Genomic DNA, 16,164 nt, shown 5'->3' on the forward strand with positions numbered 1-16,164 from the left:
TCACCCCGCCGAAACACGCTCCTGGTGGGTATAGCTCAGTTGGCAGAGCGCCTGGTTGTGGTCTAGGAGGTCGCGGGTTCGAGCCCCGTTACTCACCCCAGTGGCTGTGCATGCAGCGGAAGAGGCCCGGAGTTCCGACTCCGGGCCTCTTCGCACATCCGGCGACCGGCAGCGATCGCCGACGCAGAGAGGTCCCGGATGCTCGAGCTGGACGAGGACGCCTTCGAAGCCCTGGTGATCTCCGAGCTCGACGCGCTCCCGGACGACATGGTCGACGGGCTCGACAACGTCGTGTTCGTGGTGGAGGACCGGCCCGAGGACGGGACCCTGGATCTGCTCGGCTACTACGACGGCGTCGCTCTCACCGAGCGTGAGCGCTACGGCTTCGGCGAGATGCCCGACCGCATCGTGCTGTTCCGCGAGCCACACCTCGCCGCGTGCGACGATCTGGACGCGCTGCGCGACGAGATCCACGTCACCCTCGTCCACGAGATCGCGCACTTCTACGGCATCGACGACGACCGGCTGCACGAGCTCGGCTGGGCCTGATCACCGCCGAGGGAGAGCCCCCACGGGAATCCGCGCGTCGCCGCGCTCGGACGGGACCCCTCAGCCGCGCACCGCTCCCCCGCCGCCCGTGTCCAGCACGAGGTCGGCGTTCTCCCGGGTCCGCTCCCGAGCGCAGTAGGAGCGGAAGTCGCGGTCCCAGGCGTCCCAGTGCGGAGCGAAGAGCTCGCCGTCGCGCTCCAGCGCGCGCACGCGCCGAACCTCGTCGTCGGCCTGGAGCCAGACCACCAGATCGGCGTGGCGGCGCGCGGCGGCGCCGGCCGACCCGCAGCCCTCCAACACCAGAAGCTTCTCGCGGACGGCGCGGCGCCCGGCCGTCGTCCCCGCGGCCCAGTTCCAGGGCCGCCAGTGCGCCACGAGGCCGAGGCCGTGGGGGCGGACGAGCGTCCCGGCCGTCTCCCGCGACGCCCGGTCCAGGCCCGTCCAGCCGGGGTAGAGGTCGTCCATCCGCACGAGCGTGACCGACGGTGCCGCCGGCGCGAGACGGAGCTGCTCGACCAGCGCGCGCGCGAACGTCGACTTGCCGGAGCCGCTCGGTCCGTCCAGCAGCACCGTCCGACGCCGCCGCGCGATCACGGAGCGGGCGAGGTCGCCCGCCGTGTGATCCGTCAGCGGCAGGATCCGCTCAGCCATGCAGGACGAAGCTCCAGGAGCCGGTGACGACGGCGGCGGTCACGGCGACGGCAGCGATCAGCACTCCGCCCGCGAGCAGCAGGAGGTCGCCGGCTCCGAGGCGCGACTGCCGCGCCCAGGTGCGCGGGACGCCGGAGCCGAAGCCCTTCGCCTCCATCGCCGTCGCGAGCCTGCTCCCCCGCCGGATGGCCAGCACGAGCAGCGAGAACGTGCGGGCCGCGAGGCTGCGGAGCGCCTCGACGGGCCCGCGGCCGTCGGCGACCCCACGGGCCCGGCGGGCCATCGACAGGGTGCGCCAGTCGTCGACGAGCAGACCGACGAGCCGCATGCCGGCGAGAGCGCCGAGCACGAAGCGCGAGGGCAGGCGCAGGATCTGCGCGAGGCCGTCCGCCAGGTCCGTCGGGTCGGTGGTGGCGATGAGGACCACGCTCGGCAGTCCGATCGCCAGGACGCGCAGCGCGATGGCCAGCCCGAGGGCGACGGATCCCTCTGTGACCGACACGATGAGGAACTCCGCGTAGACGGCGCCGCTGTCGCGCCCGTAGAGGACTGTCGAGAGGCCGGCGAGCGGAGCCGCGATCCAGACGGGAGCCGTCCGCCGCACGAGCTCACCCGCTCGGAGCCCCGCGAAGGGCAGAACCAGCAGCTCGAGCGCCAGCGCCGTCGCCGCGGAGACCGCATCGACCGTGAGGAGGAGCGCGAACGCGATGACCAGGCTGGCGAGGAGCTTGGCCACCGGGTTGGCCCGGGCGATCCGGCTGCGCGCGGGAACGGAGTCGAGGAGCGTCATCCCGACACCACCTCGCGGGCGCCGAGGGTGACGACCGAGTCGGCGAGGGCGGCGACCAGCGCCTCGTCGTGGGTGACGGCGAGCACCGCCGTGCCCGCGTCGCGCTGCTCGGCGAGGAGGTCGACGAGCACCTCCCAGGTCAGGCGGTCCTGCCCGAACGTCGGCTCGTCGAGGACGAGCACGGACGGCGACCGGGTGAGGGCGGACGCGACGGCCAGGCGCCGCTTCTCGCCTCCGGAGAGGGTGAACGGATTGGCGTCGGCGAGGTGCGCGAGGCCGAGGCGCTCCAGGAGCTCCTCCGCCCGATGCCGCTCCGTCTCGTCGCGGGCGCCCAGCGCGAGCTCGGCGCGCACGCGAGCGGTGAGGAACTGGTGCTCCGGCTCCTGGAACACCATCGCGATCCGTCCGGCGAGCTGAGCCGAGGTCCAGCGGATCGGCTCCGGGCCCGCACCGGCGCGGAGCGACTCGGAGGCGGTCACCCGCCCCGCGACCGGCGGCAGGAGACCGGCCAGCGTGAGCGCGAGGGTCGACTTCCCCGCGCCGTTGGGTCCCAGCACGGCCGTGGCCCGCGCGGAGTCGACGGCGAGCTCGAGCCCCGAGGCCACGATGGTCGAGCGGCGGCGCCCGAGGACGGGCCGGCCGATGGCGAGGTCGTGCGCGCTCAGGGCGGCGGGCGAGGGCAGCACGCTCGCCCCGCGCCGGGCGGGGGTGTCACCGGGCAGCCAGACGCCGGAGGCGCGGAGCACGTCGTGCGTTCGATCGAGGACCTCGACTGGAGCGCCGTCGGCGACGACCGCGCCGTCCCGCCCGAGCACCACGACCCGGTCGACGAGGCCGACCCACACGTCGACCCGGTGCTCGACGACGATCAGCGTCGCCCCCGTGCGGGCGGCCGTGCGCTCCACCGCCGCCCGCACCTCGCGTACACCGTCCGGATCGAGGTTGGCGGTGGGCTCGTCGAGGAGCAGGAGCCGCGGACGCATGGCGAGCACACCCGCCAGGGCGAGCCTCTGCTTCTGCCCGCCCGAGAGCGCCGAGGTGGAGTGGTCCAACGGCACGTCGAGCCCGACGTCGCCGAGTGCCTCCCGCACCCGCGCGGGGATCTCCTCGCGCGGCACGCCGAGGTTCTCGCAGGCGAACGCGACGTCGTCGCCGATCCGCGCCAGGACCGCCTGAGTGTCCGGATCCTGCAGCACGAGCCCAGCGACACCGCGCCGGGTGAGCGGCGCCGCTCCGTCGATCTCGAGCTCGCCGGCCGCGGAGCCGTCCTCCTCCCCGCCGAGGACGCCGGCCAGGGCGTGCAGCAGCGTGCTCTTTCCCGCGCCGGAGGGGCCGAGGAGCAGCACGCGCTCCCCGGGCTCCAGCGCGAGATCGAGGCCGGAGAGGGCGTCGCGGGAGCGTCCCGCGTGCCGCCAGCTCCAGCCCCGCGCCCGGACGGAGGCGCCGCTCATCGAGCGCCCGCGCCGGCTCCCTCGACCGTCCGGCCCTCGCGCCCGGAGGCGAAGCGGTCCAGCGCTCCCGAGGCCGCGAGCCCCCGCACCGCGAACCAGGACAGCAGCCCGGCCAGGAGCGCGCCCGAGACGATCGAGGAGGCGACGTAGACGGTCTTGAAGAGCGCGTCGTTGACGGCGTAGTACGACAGCAGGTCGTTGATCGCGAGGGCGAGCCCCGCACCGGCACCGGCCAGCATCGCGACGAGCGGACGGCCGCTGCGGTAGAGGAAGAGCGCCAGGACGATCTCCGCGCCGAGTCCCTGCACGAGTCCGGAGATCAGCACGGTGAAGCCCCACTGGGTGCCGATCAGAGCCGACACGGCCGCGGCGACCAGCTCGGTGTAGAGCGCGGCTCCGGGCTTGCGGATGATCAGGCCGCCGAGGACGCCGGCGAAGAGCCAGCCGCCGCCGAGGAGCCCGCCGAGCCCGGGCAGGAACTCGAAGGCGAGGCCGAGGACGTTCGTCGCCAGGCCCCAGGCCCAGAAGACGATCCCGCTCGCGACGGCGACGACGCTCGCCACCACGATGTCGACGACCCGCCAGCGCAGATCGCGCCGGGCCGGGGCGGAGGAGGTGAGGTTCTGCGCGTTCGTGTTCTGCGCGTTCGTGTTCTGCGCGTTCGTGTTCTGCGCGTTCGTGTTCTGCGCGTTCGTGTTCTGCGCGTTCGTGTTCTGCGCGTTCGTGTTCTGCACTGACGTGCCCTTTCGTGGAAGCGAATGGAGGGCACGGGTTGGTAAGAGGAGATCGAAACGTTCCTTCGCTGGCATGACCCAGATCAGGTTCGACGGTCGAAGGCTGCTGCCTTCCTCTCAGCCCGGTGCACCGGACTCCCGTGTTCGTCGGCAATCATAGACGTCATGTCGTGGTCGGTGGTCGTCGTCCTGGCCGTGCTGCTGATCGTCCTGCTGCAGGCCCTGCTCTGGCAGCGCCGTGCGCGGATCCGCCGCGAGCTGCTCAGCTACGGCACGCGGGTGCCGGCGCGCGTCGTCGGGCCGGATCCGGCACGCGGCGATCGCGATTCGGCACGGGATCTGGGCAGGCTCCTGGTCGTCTACCGGACCGCCGAGGGTGTGGAGAAGCGCGCGCAGAAATACCCGCTGAAGCGGGGGGACGCGTGGATGGCCGGTGAGCCCGCCGCGGTGATCTACGACCCCCGCCGGCCGGACGACGCCGAGCGTCTGATCGTCGGCTTCGGCCGGACGAAGAAGAAGTGGTACCCCGCGCGCCAGCAGCGCGCCAGCTGACGCGGGGCCGCTCCGGCTACTTCTTGAGGGCGCGGATGATGCGCGCGAGGGCCTTGCCGGTCACCCACACGAAGGGGATGCCGACGGCGAGGACCGAGATCACGTTCGGCTGGAACCGCAGGCCGAGGTCGTCCTTGATGTAGGCGCCGATCGGGATGACCGTGGCGCCGCCGCCTCCGCCGCCGCCCTCCTGGCCGTCCTCGGAGCCGCTGCCTCCGCCGAAACCGAACCAGCGGAGGGCGACGGGGACGAGCGAGACGCCGTCGACGGTGACGGGCTCGCCGTAGATCGTCGCGGTACCCGCGGTGGTGACGGTGTCGGCCAGGGAGACTGCGATGTTGGGCATGGTGCGACGGTACTCCGCGGCTCTCCGCGGCGACAAGCGGCCCGCCGGGGCGCACAGGACTCGTCCATGGACCTCCGGGGACCTGCTGCCATGATCGACGGATGTCCGCCCGCACCCGCCGCCGCCGCCCCGTGCGCTCGGCCGCGGTGGCGGTCGCGAGCCTCGTGCTCGCCGCCTTCCTCGCCTTCCACCGCGCGCTGCCCGATCCGATCGGCTGGCTGTCGGTCCTCGAGGTCGGGATCCCCTGGACGGGGCTGCTCGTGTTGCTCCTCATCGCGGCCGCGGCGGCCCTCCGGTCGCGCCGGACGGCGGCCGCGGTCACCGTGCTGGCGATGGTCTACGGCGTGCTGGTGCTGCCGGTCGCGCTTCCGGCGCCGGCCGTGCGCTCCGGCTCGTTCACCGTCGTCAGCCAGAACATCGAGACGAGCAGCGACGCCGGTGGGCTGGCCGCCTCGCTCGCCGCCCGCGGCCCCGACGTGATCGCGCTGCAGGAGCTCGACGGAGACGACGTGGACGCGGTCGACGCCGAGCTGGCCGACGAGTACCCGTACTCGTCCGTCTCGAGCACCGTCGGCGTCTGGAGCCGGACCGAGCTGACCGACGAGGAGCCGCTCGACCTCGGTCTCGGCTGGGAGCGCGCGCTCGCCGTCGACGTCGACACGCCGGTCGGCAGCGCGCGCCTGTTCGTGGTGCACCTGGCCTCGTTCCGGCCGGGCGACCACGAGGAGCGGGACACCATGCTCTCGAACCTCGCCACCGCTCTCCGAGACGACGCGTCGGAGCGGACACTGGTCATCGGCGATTTCAACACGCCGACGGACGACCACCTGTTCGCTCCGGTGCTGGCGGAGGCGGGCCTCGTCCGCACGGGCGGAGTCGGCTTCCCGGCGACCTGGCCGTCCCTGCTGCCGCTCGTCTCGCTCGACCACGCGCTCGCCGACGGCGTCACCGCCGCGACCGTCGCGGTCCTGCCGCCGAACGGCTCCGACCACCGTCCGATCAGTCTGACGATCGGTTCCGCGTAGCGAGCGTGTCGCTGAGGTCGATCCCCTTGGCCGACTCGGGAGCCGACCGGGACAGGAGCGAGGCGGGACGCACGGCCCCGGAGCCGAAGCGGGCGGCCACGCCGTCGACCGCGAGCTCCGCGTCGCGCCAGTCGTCGGAGTCGCTCCACAGGGAGAACGCGACGTCGTCGCCCTCGACCAGCTGCTCGCCGCGCACGCCGATCAGCCGCACGGGCCGCCGCATCGGGTTGGCCGCCTCGAGGAGCGCGGAGGAGGCCTCGTAGAGGACCCGGGCCACGTCCGTCGCCTCGACGAGCGTGCGGGAGCGGGTGAGGGTGCTGAAGTCGCCGAAGCGCACCTTCACCGCGACGGTGCGGCAGCGCACTCCCGAGCGGCGCATCCGCACGGCGACCTTGTCGCAGAGCCGCAGCAGCTCACGACGGACGAGCTCGGGGTCGGCCACGTCGTCGGCGAACGTGATCTCGTGTCCGGCGCTCTTCTCGATCTGGCGGGTGTCGACCGGCCGCGGATCCACCCCGTTCGCCAGGGCGTGCAGGCGCCTCCCGGTCGCCTCGCCGAGGGCGGACACCAGCGACGGCAGCGGGGTGGTCGCGACGTCGGCGACGGTGCGCAGACCGCGGCGGACGAGCGCCTCCTCCGTGCTCGCGCCGACTCCCCACAGCGCGCTCACGGGCAGCGGATCGAGGAACTCGCGGACGCCGTCGGCGGGGACGACCAGCAGACCGTCGGGCTTGGAGCGGCCGGAGGCGAGCTTGGCGACGAACTTGGTGCTGGCGATCCCGACCGAGCAGGTCAGCCCGAGCTCGGCGTGCACCCGGCGGCGGATCTCGGTGCCGATCGCGAACGGCGAGCCCGAGATGCGGCGGGCACCCGCGACGTCGAGGAACGCCTCGTCGATGCTCAGGCGCTCGACCAGCGGCGTGAAGGAGTCGAAGATCGCCATGACGCGGCGAGAAGCCTCGCGGTAGCGCTCCATGTGCGGCTCGAGGACCACGGCCTGCGGGCAGCGGCGGAGGGCGACCGCCATGGGCATCGCCGAGTTGACGCCGTAGCGGCGCGCCTCGTAGGTCGCCGCTGTGACGACGGAGCGCGCTCCGTGGTGCCCCACGATGACCGGCCTCCCGCGCAGATCCGGCCGGTCGAGCAGCTCGACGGAGGCGAAGAACGCGTCCATGTCGATGTGCATGATGCTCGCGCGCGGGTCGTCGAAGGGCTCGGTCGTGACCTGCCGCCCCGTGCCGTCCTGCTTGCTCACGCGGTGCCGTCCTGCTCGCTCACGCCGTGCCGTCCTGCCTGCTCACGCCGCTCCGTCCTGCCCGCCCACGCCCTGGGACATGCTCGCACGCACCACCGACATCGGCCGCTCGACCGCTGCGCGCGGGCCGGCCGGGAATGAGCGCCGACCACTCGCGGTTGACCCGAGCACCACGACGCTCCGGAGAGACCATGACGCACGAGCAGCCCGACTCCCCCACCGCCACCGAGACCGGCCCCGGCGCCGAGATGAGCCGCTGGCTCGATCTGCAGGACCGCGCCCACCGCGCCTTCGAGCTCCGGCTGAGCGCCGTCGAGGACTGGTCGGCCCCCACGCCCGACACCGAGTGGGACACGCGCGCGCTCGTGCTGCACGTCGTCCGCGAGCAGCAGCGCGCGCACACGCTCCTCTCGGGCGGCGACGAGTCGGCGCTGCGACTCGAGTCCGTCGCCACCGATCTGAGGAGCGAGTGGCGCCGCGTGACCGACCGCCTGCGCGTCGCTGTCCGCACCGTCGACCCGGCGGCGACCGTGCAGCTGGGGCGCGACACCGTCAGCGCCGTCGAGCTGCTGCAGGAGCAGACGGCCGATGTGACCGTCCACGCCTGGGACCTCGCCCGCGCGACCGGCAGCGACGAGCGGCTGGACGAGGAGCTCGTCGCAGCGGTCTGGGAGCTCTTCGCACCCCAGGAGGAGACCCTGCGCGCGAGCGGCCTCTACGCCGCGCCCGTGCCGGTCGACGACGCCGCCTCCCTCCAGAGCCGCCTGCTCGCCATCACCGGACGCGACGACCGCCTCGCCGCCTGACGGCCCGGCGCCCGGACGCCGTCAAGGCCTGGGGGCGTCCAGGGACGCCGCGGCAGGATGGAGTGGACCACGAACACGGGGCGACCCGCCCCGACGAGGAGAGGAACGTCCATGACACGCATCGCCGTCATCGGAGCCCACGGCAAGGTGGGGCAGCAGATCCTGCACCTGCTCTACGACGCCGGCCACGAGTCGGTCGGAGTGATCCGCAACCCCGATCACGCCGAGGACATCGTCCGGCTGGGCGGCGAGCCGCTCGTGCACGACCTCGAGGACACGACGCCCGAGGCCTTCGCCGAGGCGCTGGGCCACGTCGACGGCATGGTCTTCACCGCCGGAGCCGGACCCGACTCGGGCCCGGAGCGCAAGCGCACCGTCGACCTGGGGGCGTCCGTCCTCAGCCAGAAGGCCGCCGCGATCGTCGGGGTCCAGCACTTCGTGCAGGTCAGCGCGATCGGTGTGGACGAGCCGCTCCCCGAGGACACGGAGGAGGGCTGGAAGGCCTACGTCGAGGCCAAGCGCGACGCCGACGCGGCACTGCGCGACTCCGGCCTCGACTACACGATCCTCCGCCCGGGCGGGCTGACGGACGACGAGGGCACCTGCACGATCACGCTCGGCACCTCCGTCGAGAAGGGGAGCATCCCCCGAGCGGACGTCGCCGCCACGGTGATCGCCGCCCTGGCGCAGCCGACCTCCATCGCGAAGACGTGGGAGATCGTCTCCGGTCCCACCCCGATCGAGGACGCGGTGGCTCAGGGAGCCTGAGCCCCGGCACCTCCTCCTAGAGTGGGGCGGGTGAGCACCCACCCGCCCCGCCCCTGGATCCGCAGCTACGCGCCCGGCGTGCCGACGGAGCTCGAGCTCCCGACCGGCTCGCTCGTCGACATCGTCACCGAGTCGGCCGAGCGGTATCCCCACCAGGTCGCGCTCGAGTTCTTCGGCCGTTCGACCAGCTACTCCCAGCTCGCCGACGAGGTGGAGCGGGCCGCAGAGGGCCTCCGCCGCCTGGGCGTCCGCGCGGGCGATCCTGTCGCCCTCGTCCTCCCGAACTGCCCGCAGCACGTCGTCGCCTTCTACGCCGTCCTCCGGCTCGGCGCCGTGGTGGTCGAGCACAACCCGCTCTACACCCCGCGCGAGCTGCGCCACCAGTTCGAGGACCACGGCGCTCGTGTCGCGATCGCCTGGAACCGCGTCGTGCCGACGGTGCAGGACCTCCCGGCCGATCTCGGCGTCGAGACCGTCGTCGCCGTCGACCTCACCCGCGCGATGCCCGCCTCGATGCGCGCAGCCCTCCGCCTGCCGCTGAAGAAGGCCCGGGAGTCGCGCGCCGCGCTGACCGGGCCGGTCCGCGGCGCGATCGACTGGGAGACGCTGCTGCGCCGGCGGATCGACCCGGCGCACCCGCGCCCGGTCGCGGAGGACCTCGCGGTCATCCAGTACACGAGCGGCACGACCGGCACGCCCAAGGGCGCCGAGCTGACCCACGCGAACCTGACGGCGAACGCCGCCCAGTCGCGCGCCTGGGTGCCGACGGTCCGCCGCGGCGACTGCGTGGTCTACGCGGTGCTCCCCATGTTCCACGCCTACGGGCTGACGCTCTGCCTCACCTTCGCGATGAGCGTGGGCGCGCGCCTGGTGCTGTTCCCGAAGTTCGACCCGGAGCTGGTGCTGAAGGTCGTCAAGAAGCACCCCGCCACCTTCCTCCCGGCCGTTCCGCCGATCGCGGAGCGCCTGGCGCGCAGCGCGCAGCAGCGGGGCGTCTCCCTGCGCGGCATCGAGATCGCCATCTCGGGTGCGATGCCGCTCGACCCGGCGCTGGTCGACTCGTTCGAGGCACTGACCGGAGGCACGCTCGTCGAGGGCTACGGCCTCTCGGAGACCTCTCCGGTCCTGATGGCCAACCCGGTCGGTCCGACGCGACGCGCCGGGACGGTCGGGCTCCCGCTGCCCGGCACCGACGTGCGGATCGTCGACCCCGAGGATCCCGACACGGAGGTGGCGACCGGCGAGCAGGGCGAGCTGGTCGTGCGCGGTCCGCAGGTGTTCCGGGGCTACCACCGCAAGCCCGACGAGACGGCGGCGACCTTCACCGGTGACGGCTGGTTCCGCACCGGCGACATCGCGACGATCGACGAGGACGGCTTCGTCCGCATCGTCGACCGGATCAAGGAGCTCGTGATCACGGGCGGCTTCAACGTCTCGCCGTCCGAGGTGGAGGAGGTGCTGCTCCGCCTGCCCGAGATCAAGGAGGTGGCGGTGGTCGGCCTGCCCGATCCGCGCAGCGGCGAGTCCGTGGCGGCGGCGGTCGTCCTGGAGCCGGGCGCGCAGCTCGACGTCGCGGCCGCCCGCAAGGCCGTCCGGGAGGCGCTGACGCCCTACAAGGTGCCCAAGCGGATCACCGTCGTCGACGAGCTGCCGCGGAGCATGATCGGCAAGGTCCTCCGCCGCCAGGTGAAGGCCATGCTGACCGACGAGGACTAGCCCGGAACGAGCGAGGGCCCACGACCACTGTCCGTGATCGGGGGCCCTCTGCAACGAGGCTAGAAGCCGAAGTCGCCGCCTCCGAAGTCGCCGCCCCCGCCGAAGTCGCCTCCGCCACCGAAGTCGCCGCTGCCGGAGTCGCCCCAGCCGCCGCCGTCTCCGGCGTCCGCACCGGAGGCGTCCGCACCTCCCGCATCCGCTCCGCCGTCGGCCGAGGCGTCTCCCCCGCCGTCACCGCCGGCGTAGTCGCCTCCCGCGTCGGGGAGGAACGCGCCCGCGATGGCCGAGCCGATCGCGAACCCGGCGATCGTGCCGAGCATCGAGGAGGCGAGGACGCCGCCGAAGCCCATGCCTCCGCCGCCGGAGAAGCGCCGCTCCATGAATCCGGGCTGGCGCAGCTCGCTCCGCGTGGCGGACTGGGCGAGCGTGCGGGGGTCGTCGTCCTTCGGCGCGTCGCCGACAGGGGCCCCCTCGCTGAGCTCTCGGAAGACCTGCTGGCGCTGCTCCGGGGTCAGCTGCTCGAAGGCCTCGCGGTGCACCTGCTCGATCGCCTCGGGCGGCGCGGTGCGGAGGAGGTAGCGGTAGCGCTCGATGGCACGCTCATCGTCGGTGCGCGGAGACGTCGCCGGAGGGGAGCCGTACTCGGGCCTGCGGTCCGCGGCCTGCGGCGGCGCGTACGTCGAGCGGCGTGCGCTCTCGGGCTGCTCGTCGCGGCCCAGCAGTCGGTCCAGGAATCCCATGATCTCCTCCTCGGCGCCCGACGGACGCACACCGCCACCGTAGGCCTCTCACCGCTCCGGGTACTGAGCGTTCTCTCAGAGGCTGCTCGGAGCGGAGGCCTCGGTCACTTCTGCTTCGGGATGACCACCCACATCACGAGGTAGGCGATGATCTGCGGCCCCGGGAGGAGGCACGAGAGCACGAACAGGAGACGCACCACGAAGGGGCTCCAGCCGAATCGGCGGGCGAGACCGGCACAGACGCCGGCGATGATCCTGCCCCGACGGGGGCGCACGAGAGTAGCCATGACTCCACTCTGGCGCAGGGCGCCTGAGCGGGGCATCCGGGAAACCCCCTAGGTCTGCGCGGGAGTCCCGTCGAGCTCCTCGGGCCGGAACGCTCCGACCGAGCGGGCGAAGGCGGCGGCGCGCTCGGCGTCGGCCTCCGGCCAGACCACGTGGAAGCGCTCGAAGACCACGTCGCCGATGCCGCCCGGTGAGACGCGGGCGAAGTAGCGGCGGTGGCCGTCGAGCCAGGAGGCGCGCGTGCGGTCCCCCTCGCCCTCGGCCCAGGCGAACGCGTCGTCGACGGAGTCGAGCGGACCGGTCCGCACGTCGTCCGTCACGAGGACGACACGCGCCGCTCCCGCGCCGTCGCAGACGATCCAGTGGTCACCCGCGACGGGCGCCCCCTCCTCGGCGAGGGACGCCGTGGCCGTCTTCACTCCGCGCCGCACGAGGCCCAGCAGCTCGTCCGCCATCGCCGTGCTGTCGCCGAACACCTCGACCGGCGGGAGCGCCTCGTCGACTCCCGGATGCGCGGAGCGGTACTCCGCCCAGAGGAGCGCCGCCGAGGCGGCGTCGGTGTCGGGGAGGGCGGTGCGCTCCGGCGCGGCGGGCACGAGCGCCACGATGTTCGCCCCGGCCAGGGAGGCGGGATCGTCGGGGTGGTTGTCGGGCGTGGTGACCGTGTCGAAAGGCCAGTGCTGCTGGAGCCAGCGGCGCGCGTAGGCGTCGAGCTCCTCCTCGAGCCGCGAGCCCCGGACGGCGGGGACGACCCACCAGGAGGCCTCGGCGGAGTCGCCGCCGCCGGGCCGGACGCTCAGAGCGCCCAGCGCCTCGGTGCGGTCCGGGCCGACGAGCAGGAACGCGTGCGCTCTGCCCGCACGCGACTCCTCCTCGAGGCGCAGGAGACCGCGCACGTCGTCGCCGAGGGACGCCGACGGCAGGGCGGCCGGATCGTCCCCGCGGAGGAGAGCCGCGAGCCACGGTCGCTGCTCGCCGATCACCGCGTGCAGGAGGTCCGCGTCGCTGGAGACGAGAGGACGCAGGAGGGCGCCTGCCGGCAGCTCGAGCCGCGCGGGAAGGGGCGCGTCGCCGGTTCCACCGCTCATGACCGCACCTCCCCGCGCACCGGCTCAGCCGGCCGCGCGCTCCAGGACGAGCTCGCGGACGCGGGCGGCGTCGGCCTGCCCCTTCATGGCCTTCATCACGGCACCGATCACGGCACCGGCGGCCTGCACCTTGCCGTCGCGGATCTTCGCGAGCACGTCGGGCTGCGAGGCCAGTGCCGCGTCGATCGCCTCGATGAGCGCTCCGTCGTCCGAGACGACCGCGAGTCCACGGGCGTCGACGACCTCCTGCGGGGTGCCCTCTCCGGCGATGACGCCCTGGAGGACCTCGCGGGCGAGGCGGTCGGTCAGCGTGCCGCTCTCGATCAGACCGGCGAGCTCGGCGACCTGGGCCGGGGTGACCAGGGAGGCCGGGTCCTCGCCCGCCGCGTTCGCGAGGCGCGCGATCTCCCCGGTCCACCACTTGCGGGCCGCCTGCGGAGCGGCTCCCGCGGAGACGGTCTCGGTGATCTCGACCAGCAGGCCGCTGTTGGCGACGTCCTGGAACTCGAGGTCGGTGAAGCCCCACTCCTGCTTGAGGCGGCGACGGCGGTCGGCGGGCTTCTCGGGGAGCGCGGCGCGCAGCTCCTCGATCAGCTCGGGGCTCGGCACGACCGGGAGCAGGTCGGGTTCCGGGAAGTAGCGGTAGTCGTCGGCGTCGCTCTTGGGCCGGCCCGCGGAGGTGCGGCCGGTGTCCTCGTGCCAGTGGCGCGTCTCCTGCGTGATCGTGCCGCCCGCGGCGAGGATCGCCGCCTGGCGCTGGATCTCGTAGCGGACGGCGCGCTCGACCGAGCGGAGCGAGTTGACGTTCTTGGTCTCGGTGCGGGTTCCGAGCTTCTCCTGGCCGATCGGGCGGAGCGAGACGTTCGCGTCGCAGCGCAGGTTGCCGCGCTCCATCTTGGCGTCCGAGATGCCGAGCGCCAGCACGATGTCGCGGATCGTCGCGACGTAGGCCTTCGCGTACTCGGGCGCGCTCTTCCCCGCGCCGTAGATGGGCTTCGTGACGATCTCCACGAGCGGGACCCCCGCGCGGTTGTAGTCCACGAGCGAGTACTCGGCGCCCTGGATGCGGCCGGTGGCGCCGCCGACGTGCGTGAGCTTGCCGGCGTCCTCCTCCATGTGCGCGCGCTCGATCGGGATCTGCACGAGCGAGCCGTCGGCCAGCTCGATCTCGACCGAGCCCTCGAAGGCGATCGGCTCGTCGAACTGCGAGATCTGGTAGTTCTTCGCCAGGTCCGGGTAGAAGTAGTTCTTGCGCGCGAAGCGGCTGGACGGGGCGATCGAGCAGCCCAGGGCGAGGCCGAGGCTGATCGAGTAGCGGACGGCCTGCTCGTTCACGACCGGCAGCGAGCCCGGGAGGCCGAGGTCGACCGGGGTCACGTTCGTGTTGGGCTCGGACCCGAACTCGTTCGGCGCGTCCGAGAACATCTTGGTCTTCGTGTTGAGCTCGACGTGCACCTCGAAGCCGAGCACCGGCTCGAAGGTCTCGAAGACCTCGTCGTAGTCCATCAGCTCGGGAGCGGACGTGTGCGCGGAGGCCATCAGACGGCACCTTCCTCGGTCGCGGAGAGCACGGAGTGGGTCAGGTCGGGAGCCTGCGCGAGGAGCGGGCGGCCCCACTTCTCCTCGAGCAGCGCCTCGAGCGCGGCGCCCACGGTGTAGAGGCGCACGTCCTCCCGGGCGGGAGCGAGGAACTGGATGCCGACAGGCAGCCCGTCCTCGTCGGCGAGGCCGGCGGGGACGGAGATGCCGGGGATGCCGGCCAGGTTCGCCGGGATGGTCGCGACGTCGCCTCGGTACATCGCCAGCGGGTCGTCGAGCTTCTCGCCGAGGCGGTAGGCGGTCGTCGGCGCTGTCGGCGAGGCGATCACGTCGACGTCCGCGAAGGCCGCGTCGAAGTCCCGCTGCACCAGGGTCCGGACCTTCTGCGCGCTGCCGTAGTAGGCGTCGTAGTAGCCGGCCGAGAGGGCGTAGGTGCCGAGGATGATCCGGCGCTTGACCTCGGGGCCGAAGCCCTGCTCGCGGGTCGCGGACATGACCTGCTCGACCGTGCCGCCGCCCTCCGGCGTGACGCGGAGGCCGAAGCGGACCGAGTCGAACTTGGCGAGGTTGCTGGAGGCCTCCGCGGGGAGGATCAGGTAGTAGGCGGCGACCGCGTGCTCGACGCTCGGGAGGCTCACCTCGACGACCTCGGCTCCGGCGCCCTGCAGGATCTCGAGCGCCTCGTGGAAGCGCGCCAGCACGCCGGGCTGGAAGCCCTCGCCGCCGTCGAGCTCCTTGACCACGCCGATCCGGAGGCCCGTCACGTCGGCGCGGCGCACCGCGTCGGCGAAGGAGGGCCAGGAGTCGCGCAGCGACGTCGAGTCGCGCGGGTCGTGGCCCGCGATGACGTCGTGCAGCAGCGCGGAGTCGAGGACCGTCCGGGAGACGGGGCCGATCTGGTCGAGGCTCGAGGCGAGCGCGATCGCTCCGTAGCGGGACACGCCGCCGTAGGTCGGCTTCACGCCGACGGTGCCGGTCACGTGCGCGGGCTGACGGATCGATCCCCCGGTGTCGGAGCCGAGGGCCAGGGGCGCCTCGTAGCTCGCGACGGCCGCGGCGGACCCGCCGCCGGAGCCGCCGGGGATGCGGTCGAGGTCCCACGGGTTGTGGGTGGGGCCGTAGGCGCTGCGCTCGGTGGTCGAGCCCATCGCGAACTCGTCCATGTTGGTCTTGCCGATCGGGACCAGCCCGGCCTCGCGGACCTTGCGCATGACGGTCGCGTCGTAGGGCGGGCGCCAGCCCTCGAGGATGCGGGAGCCGCTCGTGGTCGGCATGTCGTTCGTGACGATGACGTCCTTGACCGCGAGAGGCACTCCGGCGAGGGGGTGCAGCGACTCGCCGTCGGCGCGCCGGCGGTCGATCGCCTCGGCGGACGCGACCGCGCCCTCGCGCGCGACGTGGAGGAAGGCGTGGACCGCTCCGTCGACCGCGTCGATGCGCTCGAGGTGGGCGCGGGTGGCCTCGACCGAGGAGACCGAGCCGTCGGCCAGCTTCTCGGAGAGGGCGGACGCGCTGAGGCGGACGAGCTCGTCGCCGTGCGCACTCACTGCTCCTCCCCCAGGATCGCGGAGACCTGGAAGCGGCTGCCGTCGTGCTCGGGCGCGCCGGAGAGCGCCTGCTCGAGCGTGAGGGTCTCGCCGACCACGTCGGGTCGGAAGACGTTCTCGAGCGGGATCGGGTGGCTGGTCGCCGGCACCTCGGGCGTGGCGACGGCCTGGACCGCGCGCACGGAGTCGACGATCTGGCCGAGCTCCCTGGTGAGGCTCCCGATCTCGTCGGAAGTGAGGTCGATCCTGGCCAGCTGGGCCAGATGGGCGACCGTGTCGGCCGTGATCTCGGACATGCGTCTCCGTCTGGTGGTTCGGGGGG

18 protein-coding genes, 1 tRNA gene and 1 riboswitch are annotated in these 16,164 nt (G+C 73.2%); of the genes, 7 read left to right on the top strand and 12 right to left on the bottom strand.

Annotated elements, in window-relative coordinates; translation table 11 throughout:
* Positions 1 to 24: 24 nt before the first annotated feature.
* Positions 25 to 100 (top strand) — tRNA-His (locus C5B98_RS09645).
* A gap of 98 nt (positions 101 to 198) precedes the next feature.
* On the top strand, positions 199 to 549 hold the full coding sequence (locus C5B98_RS09650; protein ID WP_104223719.1) for a metallopeptidase family protein: 351 nt from the start codon (positions 199 to 201) through the stop codon (positions 547 to 549).
* 60 nt (positions 550 to 609) lie between these two features.
* Here the strand turns inward: C5B98_RS09650 and C5B98_RS09655 are convergent, their stop codons facing one another.
* Genes C5B98_RS09655 through C5B98_RS09670 form a run of 4 tightly spaced genes read right to left on the bottom strand, consistent with a single transcriptional unit; the run spans position 610 to position 4,031 of the window.
* The gene (locus C5B98_RS09655) at positions 610 to 1,200 is read right to left on the bottom strand and encodes an AAA family ATPase (protein ID WP_104269089.1); all 591 of its coding nucleotides are present in this window, start codon (positions 1,198 to 1,200) and stop codon (positions 610 to 612) included.
* Positions 1,193 to 1,990 (bottom strand): energy-coupling factor transporter transmembrane protein EcfT, encoded by a 798-nt coding sequence (locus tag C5B98_RS09660; RefSeq protein ID WP_104223720.1) that lies wholly within the window; start codon positions 1,988 to 1,990, stop codon positions 1,193 to 1,195. The genes C5B98_RS09655 and C5B98_RS09660 overlap by 8 nt, the downstream gene beginning before the upstream one ends.
* Positions 1,987 to 3,441 carry an ABC transporter ATP-binding protein gene (locus tag C5B98_RS09665; RefSeq protein ID WP_104327700.1) on the bottom strand — a complete coding sequence of 485 codons (1,455 nt, stop codon included), beginning with the start codon at positions 3,439 to 3,441 and terminating at the stop codon, positions 1,987 to 1,989. The genes C5B98_RS09660 and C5B98_RS09665 overlap by 4 nt, the downstream gene beginning before the upstream one ends.
* Positions 3,438 to 4,031 (bottom strand): ECF transporter S component, encoded by a 594-nt coding sequence (locus C5B98_RS09670; protein WP_104247316.1) that lies wholly within the window; start codon positions 4,029 to 4,031, stop codon positions 3,438 to 3,440. Before C5B98_RS09670 ends, C5B98_RS09665 begins: the two co-directional genes overlap by 4 nt.
* A 187-nt stretch (positions 4,032 to 4,218) precedes the next feature.
* A riboswitch (TPP riboswitch) is annotated at positions 4,219 to 4,326 on the bottom strand.
* A 14-nt stretch (positions 4,327 to 4,340) separates the two neighbouring features.
* Between C5B98_RS09670 and C5B98_RS09675 the strand changes: the two genes are divergently transcribed.
* Entirely contained in the window at positions 4,341 to 4,727 is a 387-nt protein-coding gene (locus tag C5B98_RS09675) for a DUF3592 domain-containing protein (RefSeq protein ID WP_104223723.1), read from the top strand.
* Between the two features lie 16 nt (positions 4,728 to 4,743).
* On the opposite strand, the gene C5B98_RS09680 is transcribed toward C5B98_RS09675, so the two are convergent.
* Positions 4,744 to 5,073 (bottom strand): hypothetical protein, encoded by a 330-nt coding sequence (locus tag C5B98_RS09680; RefSeq protein ID WP_104223724.1) that lies wholly within the window; start codon positions 5,071 to 5,073, stop codon positions 4,744 to 4,746.
* Between the two features lie 101 nt (positions 5,074 to 5,174).
* On the opposite strand from C5B98_RS09680, the gene C5B98_RS09685 reads away from it, so the two are divergent.
* Entirely contained in the window at positions 5,175 to 6,098 is a 924-nt protein-coding gene (locus C5B98_RS09685; protein WP_104327701.1) for an endonuclease/exonuclease/phosphatase family protein, read from the top strand.
* On the opposite strand, the gene dinB is transcribed toward C5B98_RS09685, so the two are convergent.
* Positions 6,073 to 7,353 (bottom strand): DNA polymerase IV, encoded by a 1,281-nt coding sequence (dinB, locus tag C5B98_RS09690; RefSeq protein ID WP_104223726.1) that lies wholly within the window; start codon positions 7,351 to 7,353, stop codon positions 6,073 to 6,075. The genes C5B98_RS09685 and dinB overlap by 26 nt on opposite strands.
* 191 nt (positions 7,354 to 7,544) lie before the next feature.
* Between dinB and C5B98_RS09695 the strand changes: the two genes are divergently transcribed.
* From C5B98_RS09695 to C5B98_RS09705, 3 genes are all read left to right on the top strand, one after another.
* Complete coding sequence (locus C5B98_RS09695) at positions 7,545 to 8,159, top strand: TIGR03086 family metal-binding protein (protein ID WP_258059445.1); 615 nt, start codon at positions 7,545 to 7,547, stop codon at positions 8,157 to 8,159.
* A gap of 111 nt (positions 8,160 to 8,270) precedes the next feature.
* The gene (locus C5B98_RS09700; protein ID WP_104327702.1) at positions 8,271 to 8,927 is read left to right on the top strand and encodes an SDR family oxidoreductase; all 657 of its coding nucleotides are present in this window, start codon (positions 8,271 to 8,273) and stop codon (positions 8,925 to 8,927) included.
* A gap of 30 nt (positions 8,928 to 8,957) precedes the next feature.
* Positions 8,958 to 10,643, top strand: coding sequence for a long-chain-fatty-acid--CoA ligase (locus C5B98_RS09705; protein WP_104327703.1), 1,686 nt, complete (start codon positions 8,958 to 8,960; stop codon positions 10,641 to 10,643).
* A 59-nt stretch (positions 10,644 to 10,702) separates the two neighbouring features.
* On the opposite strand, the gene C5B98_RS09710 is transcribed toward C5B98_RS09705, so the two are convergent.
* From C5B98_RS09710 to gatC, 6 genes are all read right to left on the bottom strand, one after another.
* Positions 10,703 to 11,383, bottom strand: coding sequence for a hypothetical protein (locus C5B98_RS09710; protein ID WP_104327722.1), 681 nt, complete (start codon positions 11,381 to 11,383; stop codon positions 10,703 to 10,705).
* A 104-nt stretch (positions 11,384 to 11,487) separates the two neighbouring features.
* Positions 11,488 to 11,670, bottom strand: coding sequence for a PspC domain-containing protein (locus C5B98_RS09715; protein ID WP_104223873.1), 183 nt, complete (start codon positions 11,668 to 11,670; stop codon positions 11,488 to 11,490).
* Positions 11,671 to 11,718: 48 nt separating this feature from the next.
* Positions 11,719 to 12,756 carry an ASCH domain-containing protein gene (locus C5B98_RS09720; protein WP_104327704.1) on the bottom strand — a complete coding sequence of 346 codons (1,038 nt, stop codon included), beginning with the start codon at positions 12,754 to 12,756 and terminating at the stop codon, positions 11,719 to 11,721.
* A 24-nt stretch (positions 12,757 to 12,780) separates the two neighbouring features.
* Positions 12,781 to 14,295, bottom strand: a complete 1,515-nt coding sequence (gene gatB / locus C5B98_RS09725) for an Asp-tRNA(Asn)/Glu-tRNA(Gln) amidotransferase subunit GatB (protein ID WP_104269086.1) — start codon at positions 14,293 to 14,295, stop codon at positions 12,781 to 12,783.
* Complete coding sequence (gatA, locus tag C5B98_RS09730) at positions 14,295 to 15,842, bottom strand: Asp-tRNA(Asn)/Glu-tRNA(Gln) amidotransferase subunit GatA (RefSeq protein WP_104247609.1); 1,548 nt, start codon at positions 15,840 to 15,842, stop codon at positions 14,295 to 14,297. Before gatA ends, gatB begins: the two co-directional genes overlap by 1 nt.
* Positions 15,839 to 16,138, bottom strand: a complete 300-nt coding sequence (gene gatC / locus C5B98_RS09735; protein ID WP_104226848.1) for an Asp-tRNA(Asn)/Glu-tRNA(Gln) amidotransferase subunit GatC — start codon at positions 16,136 to 16,138, stop codon at positions 15,839 to 15,841. Before gatC ends, gatA begins: the two co-directional genes overlap by 4 nt.
* Between the last annotated feature and the right edge of the window lie 26 nt (positions 16,139 to 16,164).

The organism is Rathayibacter sp. AY1A5 (genome assembly GCF_002930875.1).
Classification (GTDB): domain Bacteria; phylum Actinomycetota; class Actinomycetes; order Actinomycetales; family Microbacteriaceae; genus Rathayibacter.